The following is a 21,782-nucleotide window of genomic DNA, read 5'->3' as shown; positions in this document are numbered from 1 at the left end:
CGCTGACCCACCACGGACCCGGAAATCACGCCCTGAGCGTCGCAGAGCGCCGCCCAGCCCGCTCACCGGGACAGGGCTTATGTCTGGCCGTGGCGTGGTGTTGGGAGCGGTGGAAGGGATGGCTTAGCAGGAAGGGGGATTATTACGGCTAAAGCCGTAATGCTTTTTGAGTCCTCGCGCTTTGCGCTGCGGGGCTTCCGGCGCGTAGCGCCTCCCATGCGCTTCGCGCATCTTTTTAACTGCTGTAGTCGCATGAAATATATGTAATAAATGTATTTACTAATATTGACTTTGAGGCCAAAAAAGGCGATACTTATATTCATCGGGAGGCAATACCGCCGCCCGGTAACACAGCCCAAAGCGGCGATTTTCAGGAGTAATATTATGACTACTTTAACTGTCGGCCAGTGCCTCACCTCTTTTAACAACGAGTATGTAGTAAGCACGGTTAATCTGGCTGACGGCAAAATCAGCTATACCATCCTCGGCCTGAATGCCCCGACCAGCGCCCCGCTGCTGGAAACCTCCCTGCGCTTTTACCGGGTGATCGACAAGACCCTTTCACTCGATGAACTCCGCGCCCGCCGTCAGGTTGTGCAGAACGTTACCGACCAGCGCGAAGCAAGACACCAGGCACAAGAAGCCGCCCGCATTGCTGCGAACGAGCAGGAAAGCAATAACCCGGATAACGCCGGACTGCTGACCACCGACGCGGAAAGCAACACCACCAACCTTGCCGCAAAAAATATCCGCATCCTGCTGAAAAAGCATTTTCCGGGCGTGAAGTTTTCCGTTCGCAAACGTGATTACACCTGCATTAACGTTTCCTGGACGGATGGCCCCACTCGTGAGGCTGTAGAGGCGATTGTGGACAAGTTTCAGGAAGGTAGCTTTAACGGTATGGAGGATATTTACGAGTACAACCACAGCGCGTTTAACCGCGTTTATGGCGGCGTACAATACCTGTTTTGCTCGCGTGATGTGAGCGACGAACTGATCGCGGAGTCTATCGATCTGCTTCGCCAGAAATACGGCGAAACCACTATCCCCGCAGATGTGACGCTGGAAGCCTACAAAAGCGGTACGTTAAGCGGGCGCGGGCATGACTGCTTTACCTACGGGTTGGCCTCCGAAATCCGTACAAACGCACTGAAGGTGGATAAATCCAAGCGCTGAAATTAGCGCCCTTCGGGGCGCTTTTTTGTTGGTAGAACTTAATGAAATATATGTAATAATTGTATTTACTAATATTGACTTTAAGGCCGAAAAAGGCGATACTTATTTCATCGGGAGGCAATACCGCCGCCCGGTAACACAGCCCAAAGTGGCATCTAAGGAGTTATCTATGAACTATCTGATCATCATCCCAATCGCGTTTATTCTCGCCGCAGCCGCGCTGGCCCTTCCGTGGTTTATGGTTCGCCAGGGCTACCGCGAGCAAGTCCAGCTGGGCGGCGCGTGTACTACCGTGCTGGGTCTGGCCGCATCAACGGGCGTTTTCAGCTATGCCGATAACGTGCCGTTGGCGCTGCTGTATGGTTCTGCGTCGGTAGTCTCGTTCCTGTACGCGCTGGACTGTTTCCTGCCGCTTTATCTTTCCCGTAAATCTCGCTAACACACAGGCGGGGGGAAGCCCCCGCCAGCAAGGAGAAAATCATGAAATTTGGAATACTCGCACAGCAACAGGGTTTTGATCTGGAGTTGCAGATCCTGAAAAGCCAGCGCGGTTTTTACATCGGTACGGCCACCAATGAGGGCTACCCGGTATCAAGGGAATCCGCTGAATACTTCCCGGATAGCAGCACCGCGCAGCAGGCTTTGACGGATAACCGCTGGACACAGCGGGAGGATTGTTAATTAAATTGCAGGGCGGCTATTCGCCGCCCTGCATAACGAAAAGGAGGCCGGACGATGGTAGACCATGACGACGCACCGGAAAAAATTAAGTGCCTGGAGTGCGGGAAGGAGTTTTCTTTCCTGGCTCCTCATTTGAGTAAAGCCCACCAGATGAGCGCCAGACAGTACCGGGAACGCTGGGGCATACCACTACACACGCCGCTTGCCAGTGCCGGGCATTCCCGCCAGTGTCGGGAAAATGTTTTGCGCCGTATCCGGCGGGGCGAAATTCGCCCCGCTGACCAGCTCGCGCTCATGGCCGAAGGCCGGAAGAATGCTCCTGAACGAGCGACCAGCACCAGGTTGCATAAAGTGGCGGCGGCGAACGTCGCGCGGGTGCATCAGATATGGAAGCATTCTCCGGTGGTGAAGGTCGTTCCTGATACGCTCAGGGATGAAGCCGTGCAGAGAATGACGGCCAGAAAGGTGACTGGTGAGAAAGTTAAGGATATTGCCGCCGATCTGAATCTGTCGGTTGGGTGTCTGTACAAATGGGTGGCGAACGCTAAATAGGGCGTCTCCCTCCGGGCCGCTACGTCGTGCTGCGCATCGAGCCAGCCTTGCTGTCTCGCCCCTTCGGGCTTCCATCGCTGACGCTTGTGATAAACATGGATTGTGCAGCTCAACGGGTATCAGCTCGTTAAGCCCGGCGCTTGCAGCGGCCACAGGCCGCGCCGCGCCAACCGCCCCGCAACGGGGCTATAAGGCATCAAAAAAACTGAATACCTGATTTTCCCCCTGCCTGTAGCTAACTCACTGAAATAACGTAAATCCCGAAATGGGCGCCCGCCAGCTGCAGCTGCTTCTCAGCTGCTGCCGGCTACGAGTGTCGTTCAGCAAATTTGATCGTATCGGCCCACGTCACCAGCGGCGCTGTAAGCCCGCTTACAGCCCATCCGGGCGCGTCAGCTACGCTGACCCACCACGGACCCGGAAATCACGCCCTGAGCGTCGCAGAGCGCCGCCCAGCCCGCTCACCGGGACAGGGCTTATGTCTGGCCGTGGCGTGGTGTTGGGAGCGGTGGAAGGGATGGCTTAGCAGGAAGGGGGATTATTACGGCTAAAGCCGTAATGCTTTTTGAGTCCTCGCGCTTTGCGCTGCGGGGCTTCCGGCGCGTAGCGCCTCCCATGCGCTTCGCGCATCTTTTTAACTGCTGTAGTCGCATGAAATATATGTAATAAATGTATTTACTAATATTGACTTTGAGGCCAAAAAAGGCGATACTTATATTCATCGGGAGGCAATACCGCCGCCCGGTAACACAGCCCAAAGCGGCACCTTCGGAGTCTCAAATGAAACAACATATCGCTGCAATTATCCGCGAATACAACACCCCTACAGTAACCGTCGAAGTAGCCAATACAGACCGCTACGATAGTGAGCAGATCGAGATTCGCCAGATTGTTGATGGTCGTCTTATCTGGCGGGCGTGGGACTATGAGGCAGGTTTTGAAAACGACCTGCACCGCGAACTGGCCTATTACCATATCCCGGCCTGAATTGAGCTACGAGGAAACCACCATGAAAATCACCAATGATGCACAATTCAGCGCCGCATACGATTTAACTCATGCCCTTAGCCAGAGCGCGGGGCGCATTAAATATGGCTCGGAGTCGTTGAAGGTTGAAAAAGCGCGGGTAGCGTATTACTACCCAGATGTATTCAACGCGCTGACGCTGGGAAGCGTTACCCGCAAAGCCGAGTTTGTGAAGCGCATAACGGCCCACGTTGCGGAAGTGGATAGCGCCATCGCTCACTACCGGAAAACAAGATAAATAACCCGCCCGGTGAAAGCCGGGCAATACAGCCCAAAGCGGCACTTATCAGGAGTTAGCCTAATGACAAAAGTCACAACACCGTCCCAGCTGAAAGCAGAGCTGGAGAGCCAGAAAACCTACCTTCTCGAAGCCTGCCTGATGGCCTTCAATCAATTGCCGAACCAGCGAACAAAAGGCGCGTTCCCGTCAACATATGCGCTTGCAGCAAAGATTGATCACCTGTTGCAGCAGGAAAAAAAATAAGCCTCCCTACAACGACAAAGCCCGGTTAATACCGGGCTTTTCTGTATTGCACAATACACTAAAGGTTAAGCGCGTTTGCGTCCTGCGCCAGCCAGCATTGGTATGTTTCCTTTTGAAACTCCCCGCCGCAGCCGCCACCGGCTTTTGATTTTCCGCAGTGCTGGCATGTACCCAGCGCGGCTTTTTCTTTCTCCCACTGTTGCCAGTTGCGGATCAGCAGCAGCTGGAAAAACTCATTTGGTGAATAGGGTTGTTTACCCATCCGGCGTACCTGCCGTAGTTCTTCCAGTTGCGCGGCTTCATCGTGCGTTAGCGTGACTGTCACGCTAACGCCTTCGGCGCGTAACCGTTCGCGGCGGCGGGCTTGCCGCCGTCTGGCTAACATCCTCTCGCGTTCTGTTTTGTCCATATTTATCACCGTAACTGTCACGATTGAGAAAAGAGAAAAGGCCGGGAGTCCGGCCTTGTGGTTACTTCAGGATCAGTAAGGTCAGCGCCGCGCCAATGGCCGCGCCGACGATGGAACAAACAGCCGTCATGATCACGACGCGGTTAACGATGGTGCTGGCGTTGTTGTGCTGGAGTGATTGCCAGCGCGTCAGAAAGTCTGACCGCGCTTTGTTTTCCTCCTTCATCGCTGCCTGTATGTCTCTCAGGCTGCCGATGATTTCCGCTCTCGAATCGTCTGCCGTCAATTCAAGTGCGCTTTTGAGTTCGCCCAGCTGCTGAAGCATGTCGGCTTGTTCAACCTTCACTTGCTTCATGGCTTCTACAATTTCCTTCGCGTCTCCCAAAAACCAGTCCATCAATACGTCTAATTTATCGGGCTGCTTATCCATGCTTAATCTCCGATTAACAGGGAGAATGTTTTATCCAGGTTACTTTTAACCGGAATAGCCTGTTTCATGTAAGTATAACGACGCGCCATTTTGCGGCGTTCGTCTGCGTCAGCTGATGCTTTAGCGCGGGCTTTAAATTCTTCCGCATCTTCAGCGGTCAGCGTTTCAAACGAAATTTTGTGATGCGCAAGATATTCGTACACCTCACTATTATAGATCGCAGAGTTTTTATTAATGCGGCCTACTTTAGTTTGCTTCACGAAGTCGAAAATCGGGCTGAAAACATTTTCAACATCATCACCCGGATTAACGCGGTTTGGAACAAAGATAATCTTTTTGTTATCCACGCCAGCCTTGCTTAACGTGTGCGCCGTTTTCATACTTTCTTTGATGGCTTTATCTTCCGGTGTTACTGGAATGAAATACATATCAAATTCATTTGCGCCGCCATCGAAGCGGGACATTGCCATTAAAAACGGTTCCACGTTTGACGCGCCAATATCAATAATCGCTGCATCTTCAAAAACCACATCCTCAATCAGACGGGAGAAATCATCACCTTTAAAACTGGTGACATTTTCAATCCCTAAATCAGACGCTGACTGGTTAATGGTTTCGACCGCGAAAAATTTCGCATCTTTCAGGCGCGGGGCGAGAAGGTAAGTTGAAACTAAAGTTTTGCCAACGCTGCCACTGTAATTAATAACCGCTACTTTCATTGCACACCTCAATATTTTTTGATGAACTCATTAGGATCGAACTCGGCTCTTGCCTCGTCAAAAAATTCCTTTCCGATGATACCCGGTGACTGTTTCGTTTCGTCTCCCTCGGTCGCACTTTGTGTATTGTGCAATACATCTTTTTTCACCTGCTCAGACTTCGCGGGGTTTTCTGTATTGTGCAATACAGGTTTCTTCTGTTGCTCACTGGCTCCGGCTGATTCTGTATTGTGCAATACAGAATCAGGGGCGGTATGTTTCGCCCGGTTTTGCCTGGCCCGATACAGGGCAGTATCAAAACTTCGGACGTTCACATTCTCCAGGCCGAAGCGTTCAGATACCGCCTTGAAAACCTCCTCTCTGGAGACTCCCAGCGACAGCATTTCTTCTACTTCCGGCAACATCATCTGAATTGCTGCCCTGATGCTTTTGGGCTTCATAGTACCCTCATGTAGAATGATGTATTATTGATGTAATAGTGATGTATTTGTGTCGTATCAACTATCCCATGACGTAAGAGTGATGTAATTGTGGTGTAATGTCAACCATGAATTGACGTAATAGTGGTGTATTTGTGGTGTATGGGTATTCATGCAAGCATGAATACCGGGGTATTGAACGCTTTTTCACCAAAATACCCCTTAACCTCCGTAGATCGCTCCCACCAAACTGATTATTTTTTAGCCCTTAACCTGCTATACACCTAACGCAGTGCGATGAATCGCACTAACTAACTGATTAAAAAAACAAAAAATGAAATATTTAGGATCGCGTGTATTAAAAAGGTATTAAAAAAACAGCATAAGAGCATGGTTTATATGGAAATTCAGGTATTACTTTGTTAATACTTACCTCATGCGGTTAAACTACCGCCAGATTGAACACGAAAAATCACCAGTTGAGGACATGATGCCGATCATCACATGCAAGGTAACGGACGAAGAAAAAGAGCTTATCGACAGGCTGGCCGGAACGAACAGATCGGACTATATGCGCCGTTGTTTGTTGGCCGGATCAGGTGGCCGGATAGGTGGATTGAGTCAGGTTACGGAACAGATAAACGAAGTAAATCGACGCCTCGATATTCTGTTTGACCAGGTATCAGAGACAGATATGAGCGCGTTTTCCTCGGAGCTGAAAGGTCTGGTCAAGCAGCTGTCACAACTTAAGTTGCCGCCTCCCGGTCAGATGATGCTGCACGAATCCCTGGCAATCGAGACGGTGATCCTGCTGCGTTCGATGGCGACCCCGGCCAATATGAAATCCGCCTGGGGAGAGCTGGAACGTAACGGATACAAGGTATGGGAAAGTAAACAAGAGAGGAAGGAATAATGACAGAACAAGAAAGAGGACTTATATTTTTATGCTCGCTGCTGGGACCGATACCCTTTGTGTGGTTTATTACTGCAAAGTTTGTTTATGGTATTAATAGCGAAACGGCTCACTACCTTGTCCCCTATTTGCTAAAAAACACGTTCAACCTGTGGCCGTTATGGGTGGCGATTATTGCAGGTGCAGTTATAGGTTTGTGTGGCTTTATAGGATTCATTATTTACGATAAGGGTCGGGTGTATAAAGGACCACGTTTTAAACGCGTACTCCGTGGCACTAAATTAGTAAGAGCTTCATCTTTAGCCGAGAAAACAAAAGAGCGTGGTCATAAGCAATTAACGGTTGCAGGTGTTCCTGTGCCTACTGAATATGAGACTCTTCATTTTTCAATCGGCGGGGCTACTGGTACAGGTAAATCAACGATTATCAAGGAAGCTATATATTCAAGCCTGAAAAGAGGCACAGATAAGCGTATTGTTCTTGATCCAAATGGCGAATATGTTGAGACGTTTTATCGTCCCGGTGATGTGATTCTTAGCCCCTATGATAAACGTTCTCCCGGCTGGTCAATGTTCAACGAGATACGCGATGACTTTGACTATGATCTCTATGCTGTATCTATTATTCAGGAAAGTAAGGAGCGTTCAGCAGAGGAATGGTATAGATATGGTCGTCTTATTTATCGTGAGGTATCAAAGAAGTTACTCACGCTTAAACGTAGCCCAACAATGGAAGAAGTCATGCACTGGTGTACCATTGTTGAGAATGAAAAATTAAAAGAGTTTGTGAAAGGTACACCTGCGGAAGCCCTGTTTATCAAAGGCGCTGAAAGGGCCACCGGGAGCGCCCGTTTTGTCCTGGGTGACAAATTAGCCCCACACCTGAAGATGCCCGCAGGCGATTTCTCGCTGCGTGACTGGCTGGAAGATGATAAACCCGGCACGTTGTTTATCACCTGGCAGGAGCAGATGAAAAAGAGCCTCAATCCGCTGATCTCATGCTGGCTGGATATTATGTTTTCAAGCCTGCTGGGTATGGGTAAGCGCGACCAACGCACGTTGTTTTTTATCGACGAGCTGGAATCACTGGAATATCTGCCAAACCTACAGGATTTACTGACGAAGGGCCGCAAAAGCGGCGCGTCTGTATGGGCGGGCTACCAGACGTACTCTCAGCTGATTGAGCGCTACGGCATCAACATAGCGGAAACACTGCTGGGAAGTATGCGTTCCGGCATCGTCATGGGTAGCAGTCGATTAGGTAAAGAAACCCTTGAGCAAATGTCCCGCGCATTGGGCGAGATTGAGGGCGAAGTGGAACATAAACAAGGCAACCCATTCCAGGCGGGCATTGGTAACAGGCCACGCATCGAAACGCGCACCGTCAGAGCCGTTACTCCTACGGAAATATCAGAGCTGAAAAACCTCACTGGATACGTCTATTTCCCTGGTGATCTGCCTGTCGGCAAGTTCAAGACTAAACATGTGCAATACACGCGTAAGAACCCGGTTCCGGGCATCATCATGAGGTAGCGCCATGCTTGATATTACGACTATCACCCGTATCGATATTGCGTCAGTTGTAGGCTACTACGCTGATGCAAAAGACGATTACTACAGCAAAGACAGCAGCTTTACCGCGTGGCATGGTCAGGGTGCTGAAGCGCTGGGCCTTTCCGGCGAGGTCAGTTCCCAGCGCTTCAAAGAACTGCTTGTCGGGGAGATTGACCCTTTTACACAGATGAAGCGCTCCAGCGGTGACGCGACGAAAGAACGGCTGGGATACGACCTCACATTTTCCGCGCCTAAAGGCGTATCGATGCAGGCGCTGATCCACGGCGATAAGGCTATTATCGCCGCCCATGAAAAAGCGGTTGCCGCTGCCGTCCAGGAAGCGGAAAAGCTGGCTCAGGCCCGCACGACCCACGCAGGGAAAACCATTACGCAGAATACCGGTAATCTGGTTGTTGCTTCCTTCCGGCATGAAACATCACGCGCCCTTGACCCGGAGCTGCATACCCACGCCTTTGTCATGAACATGACACAGCGCGGGGATGGTCAATGGAGGGCGCTTAAAAACGATGAACTGATGCGGGCCAAGATGCACCTGGGGGATGTCTACAAGCAAGAGCTGGCGCTGGAGCTGACAAAGGCCGGGTATGAGCTGCGCTATAACAACAAAAATAACACCTTTGATATGGCGCACTTTACGGATGAACAAATCCGGGGATTCTCGCGGCGTTCTGCTCAGATAGAAGAAGGGCTGGCGGCTATGGGGTTGACCCGCGAAACCGCTGACGCACAGACCAAAAGCCGGGTATCGATGGCGACCCGCGACAAAAAAACAGACGACTATTCGCGTGAAGATATTCATAAAGAGTGGGTTAACCGGGCTAACGAGCTGGGAATCGACTTCAATGATCTGTCCTGGGCTGGCAAAGGCAAGGACGGCCCGCAAACGTCAATGAATACCGTCCCTAACTTCACCAGCCCGGAGGTAAAAGCCGACCGGGCGATTCAGTTTGCGCTTAAATCCCTTTCAGAGCGCGATGCGTCTTTTGACCAGTCCCGATTGCTGGCCGTGGCAAATAAAAAGGCTATCGGCCAGGCATCAAAGCAGGATATTGAAGCCGCCTATTATCGCGCTGTGGCAAAGGGGGCCATTATCGAAGGTGAAGCGCGATACACCACCACGACTGACCAGAGAAGCAAAGACGCGCCACCGCTACCAGCCATGACGAAAGCGGAATGGCAGGCGCAGCTGACCGACAAAAAAGGGATGAACAACGACCAGGCGAAGGCATTAGTTGCTGAAGGTATCAAGTCTGGCCGCCTGAAAAAAACCAGCCATCGGGTAACGACCGTTGAAGGTATCCGGGTAGAGAAAGCGGTGCTGAATATCGAGGCTCGCGGTCGGGGCAAGGTGATCGCCGCGCTAACAAGCGAGCAAGTTACCGCGCAGCTGGTCGGCAAGACCCTGAAGGCCGAGCAGCAGAAAAGCGTCGTAGATATTTGCACCACGACAGATCGCTTTGTTGCGGCCCACGGCTTCGCCGGAACCGGGAAAAGCTATATGACCATGAGCGCGAAGGCCGTTCTGGAGTCGCAGGGCTTTAACGTCACCGCACTGGCTCCCTACGGTACGCAGAAAAAATCCCTGGAAGATGAAGGTATGCCCGCCCGTACCGTTGCCGCTTTCGTGAAGGCAAAGGACAAAAAGATAGACGAGAAAAGCGTGGTCTTTATCGATGAAGCGGGCGTGATTCCGGCCAGACAGATGAAGGTGCTGATGGAAACCATCGAGAAGGCCGGGGCCAGAGCGGTATTCCTGGGCGACACCTCACAGACAAAAGCCGTAGAGGCGGGCAAGCCATTTGAACAGCTGATCAGCGCCGGAATGCAGACCAGCTACATGAAGGATATTCAGCGCCAGAAAAATGACGTGTTGCTTGAGGCGGTGAAGCTGGCCGCAGAGGGCCACATATCCGGCTCGCTGGCCCGACTCAGCAATATTAGCGCAGAGAAGGACCAGGATAAGCGGCTGGAGGCTGTAGCGAATCGCTGGCTGTCATTCTCCCCGGAGCAGCGCGAAGGTACGCTGATTATTTCCGGCACAAACGAATCAAGGGTAATCCTCAACAGCCAGATTCGGGAGGCGTTGCAGCTGCAAGGAAAAGGCGTGGAGGTGAATTTTCTGGAGCGCGTTGACTCCACGCAGGCCGAACGCCGGGACAGTAAATACTACCAGGTAGGGCAAATTATCATCCCCGAAAAAGACTATAAAAACGGACTTCAGCGGGGCGAGTCTTACCGGGTGCTGGATACAGGTCCGGGGAACCTGCTGACCGTGGCCGGGAGCGACGGCCAGAAAATCAGCTTCAGCCCGCGTACCCATAAAAATTTATCTGTTTATACCAGCGTGGCCGCCGAGCTGGCCGTGGGCGATAAAGTGATGGTGACGCGTAACGATAAGACGCTGGATGTGGCGAACGGCGACCGCTTCACCGTGACCGGGACTACCGAGAAAGGCACTTTTACGTTAACCAACGCGAAGGGCCGGGAAATCGAGCTGGACCAGAAGCAGGCCGCCTATCTTTCGTATGCCTATGCAACGACCGTCCATAAAGCGCAGGGGCTTACCTGTGATCGGGTACTTTTTAACATCGATACCCGTTCTCTGACGACTTCCAAAGACGTTTTTTACGTTGGGATTTCCCGCGCCCGTCATGAAGTCGAGATCTTCACCGATGACAAAAAGCGTTTGTTGAGTAGTGCCAGCCGCAACAGTCCTAAGACCACGGCCAGCGAAATAGACCGATTCTTAGGGATGGAAGAACGTTACAAAGACGTAAACCGGAGCTATGGCCATAGCGATGGCCAACAGGAAAAAAGTTATGGCCATGATGCTGGCCATCAAACCGAAGAGAAGGAAAACACCATGAAAAACGCGACAGAAGCCGCGCATGATGGCCCTGATACTTCAGGTACTGAAAACACGTCTCAGGATTTGCGCCAGCGTGAGCAGGAGGAAGTCAACGCAGCTATCCGGTACGAGCAGAGGCAAGAAGCTACACCGGAAATGGAGGCGAACCCCTACCACGACTATGAGCGGTATGCTGACGAAGGGCCGGACTATGGCGACATGCAGGACTACAGCACGTATGAAGAATATGAACGTGCGCGTGACGTGGAACTACCGCAGCATGAGCACGAAAATCATCAACATGATCATGACAAGGAGGGCTACGGCCTATGATGTTCTGGAACCGAAATAAGAAAGAAAAAGCCGCTGCCGGCAATGAAAAAAATCGCTTCGATCACCTGCTTTCGGTGGCCGAAAAATTACCCGTTAAGGCGCTACCTGATCTCATTCGCGCCATCGTGCGGCCAGTACAGAGTGATTTCTTGCTGGCGGTAGCCGAGGAAGGGACTGATGCCCGCCCGGATATGACCCCGCAGGAGTTCTTCTTTGAAGGGCTTATCCAGGTGCAATCTTACGAGAAGATGAAAGAGGGTGAACTGGACGGCGCTGATTATCCGTTGTCGCTGGCAAGTGAAATGGTGCTGCCGTGGCCCTGGAGCCTGACACGCTATATCGATAACGTTTCGCACATTGGAACCCATAAGGGCAGGCCGTGGAAGCAGGATAAAATCAACCACTATGTTGACTTGTGGTTGCCCTGGCGCATTGGCTTTGTGCGCGGTGGCAACCATTCCATAACGGCGGGCATTCTGGCCGGAGAAGGGACCGTGATACCGGATCACGTTTACGATATGTCCTACCTTTTTGAGCTGGTCCGAACGGACGGTAATCACTGGTTCGTTGACGGCCAGAAGGTTGAGGCGGTGAAATCCGGGCGGTCAGCGGCTGTTTTCGAAATTGGCCGTTTACTTACGGAAGGAGCAAAAAATGGGTGAGCAAATTACTAACGCGGAGTGGGAAAAAATCTCACCTGATAATTTTGAAACAGCCTCTTTGTTGCGAGCTGTTGATGCTATTGATGATTTACGCGGGGATTTTAATGATGGCGAGTATTCAGCGCCGCCGCAAATCAGAACTGATTTACTCAGGCTTCATGAGATAGCAATGGCAGTGATTAACGAAGGTTCACGTAGCCGGGTTTCAGCATTGTTCGAGCTGGCGAGTGACCTGGACGAACAAATATCCCATCTGGTAAATCGGCTGGATGAAGTGCAGGACACGCTATCTCAGCTAATGGAGTTGTATCCAGAAAGCCTTTACTACGATGATATTGAAGGAGTCAGTTTGGGTATAGAAAAATTTTGTGCGTTAAGTGATAACAGGTGTCTGGAAATATAGGGGCAAATCCAGAGAGCATATTCAAAATCGGCGCCCGGCAAACATGGGGTGATTCCCATACCGGCAGCGCCCGGCGAACATGGGCCGATTCCCACGCGGCGCCCACTACGCACCCCCGTGGGGGACGTGCGGCAGTTGCGTGGCGGTGAGCGAGATTAGGGCTTTGCAGGGAGGTGCGTAATTGCATCTGATTTGGAGCCACTTTCACATTTTATCTGATCAGCGTTCGCAAATTACCTGATTGCCCAACAAAAATTCAGTCACCTGCTCAAAAATCATCAATGATTAACAGTCGACTCTATAGTTCTCACAATGTCCGCATAATCGTAATATACTAATCCTATTAGTGATTTAATCTACCTACCAAACCGTGGGCAACACATTCTATTAATCAGGAAAACGCAGATGACCAGCCTGCAACAACGCGCCGAATTACACCGTCAGATATGGGCTATTGCGAACGAGGTTCGCGGTGCCGTTGACGGATGGGACTTTAAACAATACGTCTTAGGGGCGCTGTTTTACCGTTTTATCAGTGAGAACTTCACCAGTTACATCGAAGCCGGTGATGACAGTGTTCAGTATGCCGGAATGGCTGACAGTGATATTGGTGATGAGATTAAGGACGATGCGGTCAGAACAAAGGGGTATTTTATCGCACCAAGCCAGCTGTTCTGTAATGTGGCGAAGCGTGCCAATACGAATGACCACCTGAATGCTGATTTAAACAGTATCTTTGTCGCGATTGAAAGCTCTGCATCCGGTTATCCGTCAGAAGCCGACATTAAGGGGTTGTTTGCTGATTTTGATACAACCAGTAACCGGCTGGGCAGTACCGTTAAAGAGAAAAATATCCGGCTTGCTGCGGTACTGAAAGGGGTTGAGGGGCTGGCTCTCGGGGATTTTGATGCCCATCAGATTGACCTGTTCGGTGATGCCTATGAGTTTCTGATATCCAATTATGCCGCCAATGCGGGTAAGTCCGGCGGGGAGTTCTTTACCCCGCAGCATGTCTCTAAGCTGATTGCTCAGCTGGCCATGCACGGACAGACCTCCGTCAATAAAATCTATGACCCTGCGGCCGGTTCAGGTTCTCTGCTGCTTCAGGCCAAGAAACACTTTGATAATCACATTATCGAGGACGGTTTCTTTGGTCAGGAGATTAACCATACGACCTTTAACCTGGCGCGTATGAATATGTTCCTGCACAACATCAACTACGACAAGTTTGATATCCGGTTAGGGAACACATTACTGGCTCCTGAATTTAAAGACGAGAAGCCGTTTGATGCGATTGTGTCTAACCCGCCGTACTCCGTGAAATGGGTGGGCAGTGATGACCCGACCCTGATTAACGATGAGCGTTTTGCTCCTGCTGGCGTACTGGCCCCGAAATCAAAAGCTGACTTTGCGTTTGTACTACATGCGCTGAACTATCTTTCTGCAAAAGGTCGTGCAGCGATTGTCTGTTTCCCCGGCATTTTTTACCGTGGCGGCGCAGAGCAGAAAATCCGACAGTACCTGGTCGACAACAACTATGTTGAAACCGTGATATCACTGGCCCCGAACCTGTTCTTCGGTACCACCATTGCCGTGAATATTCTGGTGCTGTCGAAACACAAAACCGATACTAACGTGCAGTTCATTGATGCCAGCGCATTGTTTAAGAAAGAAACCAACAACAACGTGCTGACTGATGCCCATATCGAACAGATTATGCAGGTCTTTGAGAGCAAGGCCGATACCGACCATCTGGCGAAGTCTGTTGCGGCTGAAGATGTTGCCAAGAATGACTATAACCTGTCTGTCAGTAGCTACGTTGAGGCTGAAGATACCCGTGATGTTATCGATATTACGGTACTCAATGCAGAACTGAAAACCACGGTCAGTAAAATTGACCAGTTACGCAAGGATATCGATGCGATTGTGGCTGAAATTGAAGGCTGCGAGGTGCAGAAATGAGCGAGATGAGTTATCTGGAAAAATTGCTGGATGGAGTTGAAGTTGAGTGGTTGCCATTGGGGGAAATAACCAAATATGAACAGCCAACAAAGTATTTGGTAAAAGCAAAAGATTATCACGACACATATACCATACCGGTTCTTACTGCCGGAAAAACATTTATTCTTGGATACACAAATGAGACTCATGGTATTTATCAGGCATCAAAGGCACCTGTAATAATTTTTGATGATTTCACCACCGCTAATAAATGGGTGGATTTTGACTTTAAGGCAAAATCATCGGCCATGAAAATGGTTACATCATGTGATGATAATAAAACCTTACTGAAATATGTTTACTATTGGCTCAATACATTACCAAGTGAATTCGCAGAGGGAGACCATAAACGCCAATGGATTAGTAATTATTCTCAAAAAAAAATCCCAATTCCCTGCCCGGATACTCCGGAAAAGTCCCTTGCTATCCAGTCTGAAATCGTCCGGATTCTGGATAAATTTACCGCCCTTACCGCTGAGCTTACCGCTGAGCTTACCGCTGAGCTTACCATGCGTAAAAAGCAGTACAACTACTATCGCGAGCAGTTGCTTTGTTTTGACGAGGCCGAAGTTGAGTGGAAAACGTTGGGGGAGATTGCAGCATATTCTAAATCACGTATTAGCTTTGACAAACTTGATAAAAATAATTATGTAGGCGTTGATAACCTTCTACAAAATCGTGCAGGAAAGATGCAATCAAATTACGTACCAACTTCAGGCAATCTTACTGAGTTTCGTGAGGGTGACATATTGATCGGTAACATCCGACCATATTTGAAGAAAATTTGGCAAGCTGATTCGACTGGTGGAACAAATGGTGATGTATTGGTTATTCGCAGTTGCCATAAATCGATTTTATCAAGATATCTTTATCAGATTTTGGCTGATGACAATTTTTTTGAATACAACATGCAACACGCCAAAGGTGCAAAAATGCCCCGTGGAAATAAAGACGTAATAATGAAATATCGAGTACCCATTCCATCATTCGACGAACAAACCCGTATAGTTACCATTTTGGACAAGTTTGATAGATTAACAAACTCCATCAGCGAAGGCTTACCTCGTGAAATCGAGCTACGTCAGAAACAGTACGAATATTACCGTGATTTGCTGTTCAGTTTCCCTAAACCTGATTCCGTAACGAACTGACATCAGCGACACTGCCGGTGAGAACCTCTGACTGGCAGTGCTTTTGCACAGATATTACCCGATGCTCAAGCCCTAAGTGCATCGTTTCACCCTTCGCAGTACAACGACAGCAGGGAGCAGTATGACGCAGCAGACCAGAACCATCGCCGAATCCAATAACTTCATCGTGCTGGATAAATACGTCACGGAATGGGAAGCGAGTGACCGCTACCAGAGTGAATCGGAGTTAGAGCATGAACTGATTCAGGATTTACGTAATCAGGGTTATGAGTTTGTGCCTGATTTAACCTCTCAGTCGGCGATGCTGGCCAATGTGCGGGTGCAACTTCAGGCGCTGAATCAGGTGGTATTTAGCGAAGGGGAGTGGCGGCGCTTTACTGAGGGTTATCTCGATAACCCCAGTGATACTCTTATCGATAAAACCCGTAAGATTCATGATAACTACATTTGTGATTTCACTTTTGATGATGGTCGTCTTGAAAATATCAGTCTTATCGACAAGAAAAATCTTATCCGTAATAAGTTGCAGGTTATCCAGCAATTTGAACAGACGGGAACGCATGCGAATCGCTATGATGTAACAATACTGGTCAATGGACTACCACTGGTACAGGTTGAACTGAAGAGGCGTGGTGTGGCGATTAGGGAGGCCTTTAACCAGATTCATCGCTACAGCAAAGAGAGTTTTAATAGCGAAAATTCGTTATTCAAATTCCTTCAGGTGTTTGTGATATCTAACGGAACAGATACCCGTTACTTTGCCAATACGACTAGACGGGATAAAAATAGTTTCGATTTCACCATGAACTGGGCGCGGTCTGACAATACACTGATTAAAGACCTGAGAGACTTTACGGCCACGTTCTTCCAGAAACATACCCTGCTGAATATCCTGTTTAATTACTCGGTATTTGATACCAGCGACACACTGCTGATTATGCGCCCCTACCAGATTGCAGCCACTGAACGTATCCTCTGGAAAATTAACAGTGCGTTTCAGTCAAAGAAATGGAGCAGCACTGACGGAGGCGGGTTTATCTGGCATACGACAGGCTCAGGAAAAACCCTGACCAGTTTTAAAGCCGCCCGACTCGCAACTGAACTGGATTTCATCGATAAAGTCTTCTTTGTGGTTGACCGCAAAGACCTCGATTATCAGACCATGAAAGAGTATCAGCGTTTCTCACCGGACAGCGTCAACGGCTCTGACAGCACCGCAGGACTGAAGCGTAATATCGATAAAGATGACAATAAAATCATTGTCACGACTATCCAGAAGCTGAATAACCTGATGAAGGGGGATGCAGATTTAGCCGTCTACCAGAAACAGGTCGTCTTTATTTTTGATGAATGTCATCGCAGCCAGTTCGGGGAAGCCCAGAAAAACCTGAAGAAGAAATTTAAACGTTTTTATCAGTTTGGTTTCACAGGCACACCGATTTTTGCCGGTAAAAATGCGCTGGGTGCGGAAGATACTGCCAGTGTATTTGGTAAGGAATTGCATGCCTATATCATCACCGATGCCATCCGTGATGAAAAAGTCCTGAAATTTAAGGTGGATTACAATGATGTGCGCCCGCAATTTAAGGCGATAGAAACCGAGACGGACGAGAAGAAAATTACTGCGGCAGAAAACAAACACGCCCTGCTGCACCCTAATCGGATTGAGGAAGTGACAAACTACATCCTTCAGCACTTCCGGCAAAAGACCCATCGGGCTTTCCCCGGCGCTAAGGGCTTTAACGCTATGTTCGCCGTCAGTAGCGTCGATGCCGCCAAAGCCTACTATGAATCCTTCAGACACATCCAGAAGTTAAGGGCTGAGCAGGACAGCAGTTATAAGCCCCTGACGGTTGCGACCATTTTCTCGTATGCTGCCAATGAAGCACAGGATGCTATCGGTGATATTAACGATGAGAGTATTGATACCTCAGAGATGAACCCAGGCTCCCGTGAGTTTCTGGAATCTGCCATCGCTGACTATAACGCCGCCTTTAAAATGAATTTCAGCACTGATGGCAACGGTTTTCAGGATTACTACCGCGACCTGGCTAAACGGGTTAAGTCTCAGGAAGTGGACCTGCTGATTGTAGTGGGTATGTTCCTGACCGGCTTCGATGCTCCGGCACTGAACACGTTGTTTGTCGATAAGAACCTGCGTTATCACGGGCTGATGCAGGCATTCTCGCGTACCAACCGGATTTATAACGCCACGAAAACCTTTGGTAATATCGTCACGTTTCGGGACTTAGAGCAGGCCACCATTGATGCCATTACCCTGTTCGGGAAGAGCAACACCAAAAGTGTGGTCATGGAGAAAAGCTATACCGAATACATGGAAGGCTTCACTGATGCAGTCACGGGTGAAACACGTCGTGGTTTTATCGATATTGTCCGTGAGCTGGAGACCCGCTTTCCTGACCCGGCAGATATCACTTCTGAAAAAGAGAAAAAAGCCTTCATCAAACTGTTTGGCGAATACCTGCGGGCTGAAAATATTCTGCAAAACTACGATGAGTTCACGGCACTGAGAGCGATTCAGACAGTGGATATCAGTGACCCTGCCGCCGTTGACGCTTTTAAGGCTGAACATTTCCTTGATGATGAAAAACTGGCAGCACTCCAGTCCATCCGGTTACCTTCCGAACGAGAAGTACAGGACTATCGTTCAAGCTACAACGATATCCGTGACTGGCAGCGCAAGGAGCGCGAAAGTAATGTGAAGGGCAATACGACAGTCAGCTGGGATGACGTGGTGTTTGAAGTTGACTTGCTGAAGTCTCAGGAAATCAATCTCGATTACATTCTTGAACTGATTTTTGAATACAACAAACAGCACCCGAACAAAGAGACACTGAAGGAAGAGGTCACCCGGCTTATCCGTGCCAGTCTGGGGAACCGGGCGAAAGAAGGGCTGATGCTGGAATTTATCGGGCAGACAGATATAGATAACCTGCCGAATAAAGAGTCCGTGATAGAGCAGTTCTACACCTTCGCTCAGGCCGCTCAGCAGCGGGAAGCGGAGGCATTGATTCAGGAAGAGAATCTCAATCACGATGCTGCCAGGCGTTATATCAGTGCGTCACTCAAGCGTGAATATGCCACTGAAAACGGGACGGCTCTGAATGAAGCGTTACCGAAACTCAGTCCGCTAAATCCACAGTATAAAACCAAGAAAAAGACGGTGTTTCAGAAGGTCTCAGCATTCATTGATAAGTTCAAAGGGGTGGGTGGAAGGATCTGATGTTGTTCAGGAGGCTGCGGCCTCCTGATTTTTGTAAAAGACATGAATTACAACACCCTGCGACAACAGGTACCTGAGATACAATTATTCGCTCCCTGAAGGGGTAGTGACCGGGTAGCTGCGATAACTGCCAACTTTTCTCCCCTCCCACCTTCGCGCATAAACGAACGTTTGTGCAACTATCCCTGTCCCAACGTAACGATGCGACCTTGTGCATTGCAAAAATGTATTGCAATATAAAATCAAATGGCAACAGGAAATCGCAATCATGCTTATCGGTTATGCCCGGGTTTCGTGTCGTTTTCAGAAGACGGCTGCACTGAACGTCAGAAGCCGACTGCACTATAGCAGCGGAGGGGTTGGATCCATCAGGCAACGACGGGCTGCTGCCGGCCATCAGCGGACGCAGGGAGGACTTTCCGCAACCGGCCGTTCGATGCGGCACCGATGGCCTTCGCGCAGGGGTAGTGAATCCGCCAGGATTGACTTGCGCTGCCCTACCTCTCACTAGTGAGGGGCGGCAGCGCATCAAGCGGTGAGCGCACTCCGGCACCGCCAACTTTCAGCACATGCGTGTAAATCATCGTCGTAGAGACGTCGGAATGGCCGAGCAGATCCTGCACGGTTCGAATGTCGTAACCGCTGCGGAGCAAGGCCGTCGCGAACGAGTGGCGGAGGGTGTGCGGTGTGGCGGGCTTCGTGATGCCTGCTTGTTCTACGGCACGTTTGAAGGCGCGCTGAAAGGTCTGGTCATACATGTGATGGCGACGCACGACACCGCTCCGTGGATCGGTCGAATGCGTGTGCTGCGCAAAAACCCAGAACCACGGCCAGGAATGCCCGGCGCGCGGATACTTCCGCTCAAGGGCGTCGGGAAGCGCAACGCCGCTGCGGCCCTCGGCCTGGTCCTTCAGCCACCATGCCCGTGCACGCGACAGCTGCTCGCGCAGGCTGGGTGCCAAGCTCTCGGGTAACATCAAGGCCCGATCCTTGGAGCCCTTGCCCTCCCGCACGATGATCGTGCCGTGATCGAAATCCAGATCCTTGACCCGCAGTTGCAAACCCTCACTGATCCGCATGCCCGTTCCATACAGAAGCTGGGCGAACAAACGATGCTCGCCTTCCAGAAAACCGAGGATGCGAACCACTTCATCCGGGGTCAGCACCACCGGCAAGCGCCGCGACGGCCGAGGTCTTCCGATCTCCTGAAGCCAGGGCAGATCCGTGCACAGCACCTTGCCGTAGAAGAACAGCAAGGCCGCCAATGCCTGACGATGCGTGGAGACCGAAACCTTGCGCTCGTTCGCCAGCCAGGACAGAAATGCCTCGACTTCGCTGCTGCCCAAGGTTGCCGGGTGACGCACACCGTGGAAACGGATGAAGGCACGAACCCAGTTGACATAAGCCTGTTCGGTTCGTAAACTGTAATGCAAGTAGCGTATGCGCTCACGCAACTGGTCCAGAACCTTGACCGAACGCAGCGGTGGTAACGGCGCAGTGGCGGTTTTCATGGCTTGTTATGACTGTTTTTTTGTACAGTCTATGCCTCGGGCATCCAAGCAGCAAGCGCGTTACGCCGTGGGTCGATGTTTGATGTTATGGAGCAGCAACGATGTTACGCAGCAGGGCAGTCGCCCTAAAACAAAGTTGGGCGTCATGATTAGGATGCTATCTACCCAAAAGAGAACTAATTTTTTCCGCCTATGCATCGCTGGTGGGATGGTTCTACTACTCAGTGGCTGCGCCTCCGAGCACAGTCTGCACTTCGTCAAGACACAGAGGAATACTCCTGTTCTTCTGGCACATAGAGGCATATCGCAGACCTTCGACCCAAATGGAGTTACCAATTCAACATGCACTGCCACTCGCATTTACTCTCCGAAGCACAGCCTGCTGGAAAATACCCTTGAATCTATAAGCGCGTCGATCAGGCTTGGTGCGAGCGTCGTCGAAATCGATGTTCACCCCACGACAGATGGGGAATTTGCTGTCTTTCACGATTGGACTCTTGAATGTCGCACGAACGGTAGCGGCCGCACGAGAGATCAAACGATGTCGTATCTGAAGTCGCTAGACATCGGGTACGGATACACGGCAGATAACGGAAAGAGCTTTCCTTTCAGAGGAAAAGCTATCGGACAAATGCCGTCTCTACGGGAAGTCCTTGCCGCATTCCCGAAGCAGCCGTTGCTGGTCAATATAAAGAGCAACGATCCTCTAGAAGGCGAGCGCATAGCCGCTTATCTTGCAGAACTGCCGGAAGCACGCCGACAACTCATTGCAGTATATGGAGCTGAATTGCCAATCAATGTAGTTCGCGAGCGAGTACCCGACATCCTCACCATGAGTCGTGACTCGCTGAAATCATGCTTAATTGGCTATCTATTGGCCGGCTGGTCTGGGGCCATACCGAAGAGTTGCGAACGAACCTTGGTGCTAGTGCCCATCAACTACACAAGGTGGTTGTGGGGGTGGCCAGAGACTTTTATCCGCAGAATGGAGTCAGTTGGAAGTGCGGTTTTTGTCGCTGGCAACTATCACGGTGGTGCGTCCCAGGGGATCGACTCAATCGAGGAACTATACAAACTGCCCCAGGGATACAAAGGTGGGATTTGGACTAATGAGCTTGAGTTGATTAGTGGCGCATTGTCGAAGAGCAATAGTTCATTACCTAATTCCTACCCATAGCAAGGATAGACACTCAATGGGTATTTCTCGCACATCGCCCAACCCATCATTCCACCGGACCTTGCGCAT

At 50.3% G+C, this 21,782-nt stretch carries 21 protein-coding genes; 16 read left to right on the top strand and 5 right to left on the bottom strand.

The window, feature by feature from the left end:
* Positions 1 to 384 precede the first annotated feature (384 nt).
* The 7 genes from NBA72_RS23260 to NBA72_RS23230 all read left to right on the top strand — a co-directional run bounded on the left by NBA72_RS23260 (position 385) and on the right by NBA72_RS23230 (position 3,919).
* Positions 385 to 1,176, top strand: coding sequence for an LPD29 domain-containing protein (locus NBA72_RS23260; protein WP_439005032.1), 792 nt, complete (start codon positions 385 to 387; stop codon positions 1,174 to 1,176).
* Positions 1,177 to 1,345: 169 nt separating this feature from the next.
* The gene (locus tag NBA72_RS23255; protein ID WP_001108408.1) at positions 1,346 to 1,615 is read left to right on the top strand and encodes a hypothetical protein; all 270 of its coding nucleotides are present in this window, start codon (positions 1,346 to 1,348) and stop codon (positions 1,613 to 1,615) included.
* A gap of 41 nt (positions 1,616 to 1,656) precedes the next feature.
* On the top strand, positions 1,657 to 1,857 hold the full coding sequence (locus NBA72_RS23250) for a hypothetical protein (RefSeq protein ID WP_000668241.1): 201 nt from the start codon (positions 1,657 to 1,659) through the stop codon (positions 1,855 to 1,857).
* Positions 1,858 to 1,911: 54 nt separating this feature from the next.
* Complete coding sequence (locus tag NBA72_RS23245) at positions 1,912 to 2,409, top strand: MucR family transcriptional regulator (protein WP_063131941.1); 498 nt, start codon at positions 1,912 to 1,914, stop codon at positions 2,407 to 2,409.
* A gap of 780 nt (positions 2,410 to 3,189) precedes the next feature.
* A complete protein-coding gene (locus NBA72_RS23240) occupies positions 3,190 to 3,396 on the top strand; it encodes a DUF905 family protein (RefSeq protein WP_000809161.1) in 207 nt (68 codons plus the stop codon).
* A gap of 22 nt (positions 3,397 to 3,418) precedes the next feature.
* Complete coding sequence (locus NBA72_RS23235; protein ID WP_000705249.1) at positions 3,419 to 3,673, top strand: hypothetical protein; 255 nt, start codon at positions 3,419 to 3,421, stop codon at positions 3,671 to 3,673.
* A gap of 63 nt (positions 3,674 to 3,736) precedes the next feature.
* Positions 3,737 to 3,919, top strand: a complete 183-nt coding sequence (locus tag NBA72_RS23230; RefSeq protein ID WP_000170167.1) for a hypothetical protein — start codon at positions 3,737 to 3,739, stop codon at positions 3,917 to 3,919.
* A 58-nt stretch (positions 3,920 to 3,977) separates the two neighbouring features.
* Here the strand turns inward: NBA72_RS23230 and NBA72_RS23225 are convergent, their stop codons facing one another.
* From NBA72_RS23225 to stbA, 4 genes are all read right to left on the bottom strand, one after another.
* Positions 3,978 to 4,328, bottom strand: coding sequence for a hypothetical protein (locus NBA72_RS23225; RefSeq protein WP_014014961.1), 351 nt, complete (start codon positions 4,326 to 4,328; stop codon positions 3,978 to 3,980).
* Between the two features lie 61 nt (positions 4,329 to 4,389).
* On the bottom strand, positions 4,390 to 4,758 hold the full coding sequence (gene stbC, locus NBA72_RS23220; protein WP_000360828.1) for a plasmid stabilization protein StbC: 369 nt from the start codon (positions 4,756 to 4,758) through the stop codon (positions 4,390 to 4,392).
* A 2-nt stretch (positions 4,759 to 4,760) separates the two neighbouring features.
* The gene (gene stbB, locus NBA72_RS23215; protein WP_000861579.1) at positions 4,761 to 5,477 is read right to left on the bottom strand and encodes a StbB family protein; all 717 of its coding nucleotides are present in this window, start codon (positions 5,475 to 5,477) and stop codon (positions 4,761 to 4,763) included.
* Positions 5,478 to 5,485: 8 nt separating this feature from the next.
* Entirely contained in the window at positions 5,486 to 5,917 is a 432-nt protein-coding gene (stbA, locus tag NBA72_RS23210; RefSeq protein WP_063131940.1) for a plasmid stabilization protein StbA, read from the bottom strand.
* A gap of 415 nt (positions 5,918 to 6,332) precedes the next feature.
* On the opposite strand from stbA, the gene NBA72_RS23205 reads away from it, so the two are divergent.
* From NBA72_RS23205 to NBA72_RS23170, 8 genes are all read left to right on the top strand, one after another.
* Complete coding sequence (locus tag NBA72_RS23205; RefSeq protein WP_001238978.1) at positions 6,333 to 6,809, top strand: hypothetical protein; 477 nt, start codon at positions 6,333 to 6,335, stop codon at positions 6,807 to 6,809.
* Positions 6,809 to 8,341 carry a type IV secretion system DNA-binding domain-containing protein gene (locus NBA72_RS23200; protein WP_000139145.1) on the top strand — a complete coding sequence of 511 codons (1,533 nt, stop codon included), beginning with the start codon at positions 6,809 to 6,811 and terminating at the stop codon, positions 8,339 to 8,341. The genes NBA72_RS23205 and NBA72_RS23200 overlap by 1 nt, the downstream gene beginning before the upstream one ends.
* 4 nt (positions 8,342 to 8,345) lie before the next feature.
* Complete coding sequence (gene mobF / locus NBA72_RS23195) at positions 8,346 to 11,564, top strand: MobF family relaxase (RefSeq protein ID WP_024561907.1); 3,219 nt, start codon at positions 8,346 to 8,348, stop codon at positions 11,562 to 11,564.
* Positions 11,561 to 12,226, top strand: coding sequence for a DUF6710 family protein (locus NBA72_RS23190; RefSeq protein WP_000971716.1), 666 nt, complete (start codon positions 11,561 to 11,563; stop codon positions 12,224 to 12,226). The genes mobF and NBA72_RS23190 overlap by 4 nt, the downstream gene beginning before the upstream one ends.
* Entirely contained in the window at positions 12,219 to 12,629 is a 411-nt protein-coding gene (locus NBA72_RS23185) for a hypothetical protein (protein ID WP_000504460.1), read from the top strand. The genes NBA72_RS23190 and NBA72_RS23185 overlap by 8 nt, the downstream gene beginning before the upstream one ends.
* Positions 12,630 to 13,034: 405 nt before the next feature.
* A complete protein-coding gene (locus tag NBA72_RS23180; protein WP_000202812.1) occupies positions 13,035 to 14,591 on the top strand; it encodes a type I restriction-modification system subunit M in 1,557 nt (518 codons plus the stop codon).
* The gene (locus tag NBA72_RS23175) at positions 14,588 to 15,781 is read left to right on the top strand and encodes a restriction endonuclease subunit S (protein ID WP_148636102.1); all 1,194 of its coding nucleotides are present in this window, start codon (positions 14,588 to 14,590) and stop codon (positions 15,779 to 15,781) included. The genes NBA72_RS23180 and NBA72_RS23175 overlap by 4 nt, the downstream gene beginning before the upstream one ends.
* A gap of 121 nt (positions 15,782 to 15,902) precedes the next feature.
* The gene (locus NBA72_RS23170; RefSeq protein WP_148636101.1) at positions 15,903 to 19,025 is read left to right on the top strand and encodes a type I restriction endonuclease subunit R; all 3,123 of its coding nucleotides are present in this window, start codon (positions 15,903 to 15,905) and stop codon (positions 19,023 to 19,025) included.
* Between the two features lie 497 nt (positions 19,026 to 19,522).
* Here NBA72_RS23170 and intI1 read toward each other — a convergent pair whose 3' ends face one another.
* On the bottom strand, positions 19,523 to 20,536 hold the full coding sequence (gene intI1, locus NBA72_RS23165) for a class 1 integron integrase IntI1 (protein WP_000845054.1): 1,014 nt from the start codon (positions 20,534 to 20,536) through the stop codon (positions 19,523 to 19,525).
* On the opposite strand from intI1, the gene NBA72_RS23160 reads away from it, so the two are divergent.
* Positions 20,466 to 21,713, top strand: a complete 1,248-nt coding sequence (locus NBA72_RS23160) for a glycerophosphodiester phosphodiesterase family protein (RefSeq protein ID WP_439005031.1) — start codon at positions 20,466 to 20,468, stop codon at positions 21,711 to 21,713. The genes intI1 and NBA72_RS23160 overlap by 71 nt on opposite strands.
* Positions 21,714 to 21,782: the final 69 nt, after the last annotated feature.

It is taken from the genome of Salmonella sp. NW1250 (assembly GCF_051812965.1).
Lineage (GTDB): Bacteria > Pseudomonadota > Gammaproteobacteria > Enterobacterales > Enterobacteriaceae > Salmonella > Salmonella enterica.
Note: the sequence above shows the minus strand (reverse complement) of the source record. Positions and strands in the feature narration are given on the sequence as shown.